Source organism: Atopobacter phocae ATCC BAA-285 (assembly GCF_000526675.1).
In the GTDB taxonomy this organism is placed as follows: Bacteria; Bacillota; Bacilli; order Lactobacillales; family Aerococcaceae; genus Atopobacter; species Atopobacter phocae.
On the sequence record NZ_JAGN01000023.1, the window covers coordinates 21,167 to 27,166 of the forward strand.

Annotated in this window: 6 protein-coding genes; all 6 read left to right on the forward strand. The window is 36.5% G+C overall.

Features of this window, described 5'->3' with window-relative positions; all coding sequences use genetic code 11:
- The first annotated feature begins 6 nt into the window (after nt 1-6).
- The 6 genes from rlmH (at nt 7) to L866_RS0105030 (ending at nt 5,827) form a co-directional block, all read left to right on the forward strand.
- Nucleotides 7-471 carry a 23S rRNA (pseudouridine(1915)-N(3))-methyltransferase RlmH gene (gene rlmH, locus L866_RS0105005; RefSeq protein ID WP_025729755.1) on the forward strand — a complete coding sequence of 155 codons (465 nt, stop codon included), beginning with the start codon at nt 7-9 and terminating at the stop codon, nt 469-471.
- Nucleotides 472-497: 26 nt separating this feature from the next.
- A complete protein-coding gene (locus L866_RS0105010) occupies nt 498-1,835 on the forward strand; it encodes an MATE family efflux transporter (protein ID WP_025729756.1) in 1,338 nt (445 codons plus the stop codon).
- A 2-nt stretch (nt 1,836-1,837) separates the two neighbouring features.
- Nucleotides 1,838-2,299, forward strand: a complete 462-nt coding sequence (locus tag L866_RS0105015) for an NUDIX hydrolase (protein WP_025729757.1) — start codon at nt 1,838-1,840, stop codon at nt 2,297-2,299.
- A 10-nt stretch (nt 2,300-2,309) separates the two neighbouring features.
- Entirely contained in the window at nt 2,310-3,566 is a 1,257-nt protein-coding gene (locus tag L866_RS0105020; RefSeq protein WP_025729758.1) for a hypothetical protein, read from the forward strand.
- A gap of 175 nt (nt 3,567-3,741) precedes the next feature.
- Complete coding sequence (pcp, locus tag L866_RS0105025) at nt 3,742-4,389, forward strand: pyroglutamyl-peptidase I (protein WP_025729759.1); 648 nt, start codon at nt 3,742-3,744, stop codon at nt 4,387-4,389.
- An 82-nt stretch (nt 4,390-4,471) separates the two neighbouring features.
- A complete protein-coding gene (locus tag L866_RS0105030; RefSeq protein WP_025729761.1) occupies nt 4,472-5,827 on the forward strand; it encodes an MATE family efflux transporter in 1,356 nt (451 codons plus the stop codon).
- The last annotated feature ends 173 nt before the right edge of the window (nt 5,828-6,000 follow it).

The window sequence follows — 6,000 nt, forward strand, 5'->3', positions numbered from 1 at the left end:
ATAGCCATGCAAGTGACGATTTTATGTGTAGGAAAATTGAAAGAAAAGTATTTAAAAGAAGGTATTAAAGAGTATTTAAAAAGATTAAAATCATATGCTAAAGTTCAAGTGATTGAAGTAGCAGATGAACCAGATACAGGATCGATTGAACAAATTAAAGAACGTGAAGGTGAACGATTAATAAAGAAATGGCCGAATCAAGCGTATATGTTTGCGCTGCGTTTAGATGGTAAATTGTATGATTCAGTTGAATTAGCTCAGACGATTGATCAGCTACAAACACGTGGTCATAGTCACTTTGGTTTTGTTATTGGGGGGTCAAATGGTCTAAGTGATACAGTCTTATCGATGTGTCAAGGCAGTTTAGCGTTTGGTCGATTAACTTATCCCCATCAATTAATGCGACTCATGTTAATTGAACAAATTTATCGTATTGAACGAATTAATGCGGGACATAGTTATCATAAATAGTAAATAAAGAGTAGAAAGGTGAGGAGATGCAAGAGATAGATAGATCAACCGTTTGGCAACAATTTGTCCAATATGTTTCAGCCAGTGTATTTGGGCTCTTAGGTGTTTCAGTCTATATATTAGCTGATACATACTATATAGCTAATGGCATCGGTGTGGATGGATTAGCGGCTTTGAATATTGCGTTGCCTATATGGAGTTTAATTAGTGCGGTCGGGTTATTAATTGGAATGGGGAGTTCGATTTATTTTGCTATTCATTCTCACCAGACTATCCGTCGTCAAGCGTATTCAACGAGTGTCATTTTAGGAATCGTTATTGGGCTCTGCTTGAGTGCTATCGGTTGGTTGAGTTTACCGATATTAACAACAAGTTTAGGTGCAACAGATGAGTTGATCAGTTTAACGATGGAATATTTGCGTGTCGTTTTACCTTTGGCACCAATTTTTATTACGAATACGATTTTGAGTTCATTTTTAAGAAATGATGGAGCACCTCGTCGAGCAATGGCAACGCAATTAATTGGTAGTTTTTTAAATATCATTTTAGATTATGTGTTCATTTATACTTTTCAATGGGGAATGATGGGGGCAGCTTTAGCTACTGGGATGTCACCGATTGTTGGGCTGCTAATTGCTTACCCTCACTTTAAACGACATGCATATTTACAATTACGAATTAAGTGGTTTCAGCTGGAGTTAATTCCTTCGATGTTATCGTTAGGAAGTGCCACATTTTTATTAGAACTATCGGGTGGTGTCGTGTTATTTGTCTTTAATCATTTATTGATTGCGGTAAGTGGCAATCTTGCTGTAGCTGCGTATGGGGTCATAGCCAATGTCGCATTAGTAACGAATGCGCTGTTTACGGGTATTTCTCAAGGGACTCAACCATTATTAAGTCGGTACTTTAATGGCAAAGTATCTGATACGACGCAACAGTTTTATCACTTAGCTCGTTATGTGGTTATCGGGCTAAGTATCGTTATGTATGCTTTGTTATATATTTATGCACCAGCAATTAGTGCGTTATTTAATGCAGAGGAATCAACAGTTCTCAATCAATTGGCGACAGAAGGTATTCGTCTATACTTCTTGTCCTTGCCATTAACTGGGTTAAATGTCTTAAACGTAATGGCATTGAGTGCGATCAATCAACCGCGATTTAGTTTATTCTTTTCTCTATTAAGAGGACTTTTTATTATCATTCCAATGGGGATGATTTTGAGTTATTGGTTTGGCTTACAAGGGATTTGGAGTGCCGTTTTACTAACAGAAATTTGCGTTTGGGTATTAAGTTATCGTTATCATTTGAATCACTATCGTACGAGGGTAGAATTACCCCATGAAGTGAAGGAGGTTTGACAATGGGATTATATTCATTAATCTATTTAACGCACGATGAACATGTGCTCATGTTATATCGTAATAAAAAAGAAATCGATATTAATCAAAATAAATGGATTGGCGTCGGTGGTAAAATCGAAGCTAATGAAGCTCCAATGGCGGGTGCGATAAGAGAAGTAAAAGAAGAAACGGGAATAGCCTTAGAACAACTCGTCGCTCGAGGTGTGATTACTTTTGTATATGGCGATCGCTTAGCCGATTATATGTTTTTATATACAGCAGAAGTGCCAACAAAAGCAGTCATTGAATCTGATGAAGGAGAATTAAAATGGATTCCTAGAAATGAAGTAATGAATCTACCAATGTGGGAAGGCGATCGTTATTTTTTACCTCCCTTACTTGAAGAAAAAACGGCATACATTGAAATGAAATTGATATATAATGAACATGACGAATTAATAGATGTCACGCGTTTTAACTAGGAGGGGTATCATGAAGAATAAAAACAGTGTGATTAGTGGCTTATTGCTAGGTGCAGGTGTTGTTTCTTATAATTTATGGAAACGGACTTATCAACAGCGGTTAAGAAAAATGCGACCAGTAGCTAAACAATTGTATCAGTTATTACACGAATATGATATGAATCGTTTGGAACAGTTATACTTAATTACAAAGGATCATGATATCAAAACGTTACAATATTTAAGAGCGCAACAAGTATTTACATACGAAGAATTGACGGCAATGTATTTGTATCGCATTTTACAATATGAGGTAGATATTAGTCATTTACCACTAATACATGCAATTAATCCAGAAGTCTTGAAAGAAGCCAAGGAATTAGATCGGGAATATAATGAGTTGAAATCACCTGTTTATGGTATGCCAATTATTTTAAGAGGGTGTTCGATGAAACAGCAAGGACAATCACAAGATAAACCCAAATTAAATCGATTACCTCATGCGCTATCTTTTCAAGAAGTAGAAGAGATGAAACAACAAGGTTTACTAATATTAGGTGATACATACGCAGAACGAGTGAACAAGGCGTTCTTATCAAAACAGTTAGACGTATTAGAAAGTATGTATCGTAAATATAGTGGACGTAATTTAAGAAGTTATCAACCAAGTGCTTTAGTAGTCACTCATAATATGGCAGCAAGTAGTATTTCTTTCAATGGTCGTAAGAAAATAACTCCTAATAAAATTGAAGAACCCATCGTGAAATTTAAGCCAACTGAGGCGGATCAAAAACATGGAAAAAAACGAGGAGTTCACGGGAAAAATAATGTCGTTCATCTGATTGGGCGAAGTGTATTAGATGTCATGTTATTGCGTGCGAGTATGAATCAAGAACACCAACGGATTCCACAGCCACTTCATGACTTAGCGCATCAACAAGTCGGGTTAATTGTCACGCAAGCGGCTGATTTAACGGTACTAAGACGCGTTAGAACATATTTGGAGGAATATGGTGCAGTTGTCCAAAAGATTGTTGTCACAGACGGTAAAGTGTTAGATGTTGAAACGAATGATTTTGATCTATTCATTTATTTGGATGGACGTTTAATTCATCGCAAACAAACAATTGGTGCACCAGAATTGACAATTCCAGTCGGACGCAATCACTTTAATGAAGTCGATAGCATCACACTTCTTGCGGCTAAAGGACAAGATGAATATTTACTTATTTGTGGTGAGCGATTAAGCCGAGATTTACTAAAACGTTCGGCGCCAAGTTTATCGTAAGTTTTCTCATAGGCAAATAATGAATCGTATAAATAGTAAAGTAAAAGACCGTTTTAACGGTCTTTTTTTTATAAGTAGCATATGTATTTTTATTTGATTTAGTCGGAGGAGTCATTCATAATAGATGGAGTATCGGATGATAGACATAAATTTAAAATAGAGAGTGGCGATTACTATGAAAATTTTAGTTACAGGATTTGACCCTTTTGGAGGCGAAAAAGTATATTCAGCAATTGATTCGGTGAATCGGTTGCCAAAGGAGATTGATGGCGCAAGCATTATTACATTAAAACTGCCAACAGTCTTTAATGAATCAGTCCAAGTATTGCGTGAAAAAATGGAAGAAATTCAGCCTGATGTGGTATTAGCAATTGGCCAAGCAGGTGGACGGTTTGGTTTGACACCAGAACGTGTAGCAATTAATCAAGATGATGCAGTAATACCAGATAATAAAGGAAATCAACCAATTGATCAAACAATTCAGCCAGATGGTGCACCAGCTTATTTTTCACAATTGCCTATTAAAGCAATGGTAGAAGCTATAAAAGCTGAAGGATTGCCAGCAAGTGTATCGAACACAGCGGGGACTTATGTGTGTAATCATGTGATGTATCAATTATTATATTTAACACATACAACTTTTCCACAGACAAAAGCAGGGTTTATGCATATTCCATTTACGATGCAGCAAGTGGTGAATCGTTCTAATCGACCAGCCATGAATATAGACGATATCGTGAAAGGAATTGTTGCAGCACTTGAAGCGATTGTAGCTTATCAAGATCAATCAGATCTTAAAGTAATAGGTGGTGCAACGCATTAATAACACATCAAAAGTGAGAACGTTTCTCTTTAAATGAAGAGATGCGTTTTTATTTAATGGAGTAATTAGGGAGGAGAATAAAATGGGGCGCTCTAATCAAATTAATTTACTAGAAGGTAGTGTATATCACATTTTAATTCGTCTAGCGGCTCCTTTAATGGCCACTGCATTTGCGCAAGTCGCTTATAGTCTGGTGGATGTTTTTTGGATTGGGCATTTAGGTGTTCAAGCAGTTGCAGCAACAGGGGCGATGGGCTATTTTTTGTGGATTGCTGAGGCAGTTGTACAAGTTCCACGTGTCGGAATGGGTATTCTAAGTTCACAATATCAAGGCTCACAACAAATTGAAAAGAGTCATCGTTCAATCGCATCAGGTGCTCAATTAGCAGTTTTGCTCGGTCTTTTATATGGTCTTATTTTATTATGTTTTCAACAACCGTTAATTCATATTTTTCAATTAGAAGATCGTGTTAATACGTATGCTTTAAGCTACTTACAAGTCATTGCGATTGGGATGCCGTTTATTTTCTTAAATCCGACTTTAGCTAGTGCGTATCATTCGATGGGGGATAGTAAGACGCCGTTTCAAAACATAGTATTAGGATTATTTCTGAATATGATATTAGATCCGATTTTCATTATGTTTTTCGGTTTAGGTGTTCGTGGCGCTGCTATTGCAACAGTAACGGCTCAAGTATTAGTTAGTTTTATATTTTTTGGACGGATGTATAAACAAAAACATGACTTGTCCCAAATAAAATGGCTAAGTCTTGGTCATTATGGATTAAGTCATCGTATTTTAAAAATTGGATTACCGAGTGGAGTTCAAAATGGAATACATGCAGTAATTAGTATTGCACTTACTAGTTTAGTAGCTGTATTTGGCTCAGCTTCTATTGCGGTTTTCTCGACAGGTTCTCAAATTGAATCAATTACTTGGTTAAGTGCGCAAGGTGTTGCGACAGGGTTAACAGCAGTTGTCGGACAGCATGTAGGCGCACGATTGCAAGAACGTCTAAAAGATGTAATCAAAAAAGGAATGATGTTAACGTTCTTAATTGGTGTAGTTGGTATGCTATTCTTACTTTTAGGAAGGCATACAATTTTTACATGGTTTATTCAAGACAGCTCAGAAGCATTACGTTTAGGAACGATTTATTTAATCATTTTAGGATTAAGTCAACCATTTATGGGATTAGAAATTGGAACATCTGGCATTTTTTATGGATTTAAAGAAACACGATTACCTTCTATTGTGGGGATTACTTTAAATGTTTTACGCATTCCTCTCGGGCTATGGCTGATGCAGTCGTATCAAGCCCCTGGCATTTGGTGGGCAATCTCAATTAGTAGTATGTTAAAAGGAATTGCCTTGCCGTTATTATTATGGCACTTTACAAGTGGATGGTTTGCGACATACCATCAACCACGAATATAAATCATTCTAACAATTAATAGCACGACTTATTCTACTAGTGAAGTAGGTAAATCGTGCTTTTTGATTGGAATAAAAATGGGTTCTATAATTTATAGGGTTGATGGCCGAAGGCCTCAACTCTATTTTTTATTTTAGGGTACAAAAAAGAACAGATCTCCTGTATATTATAAGCG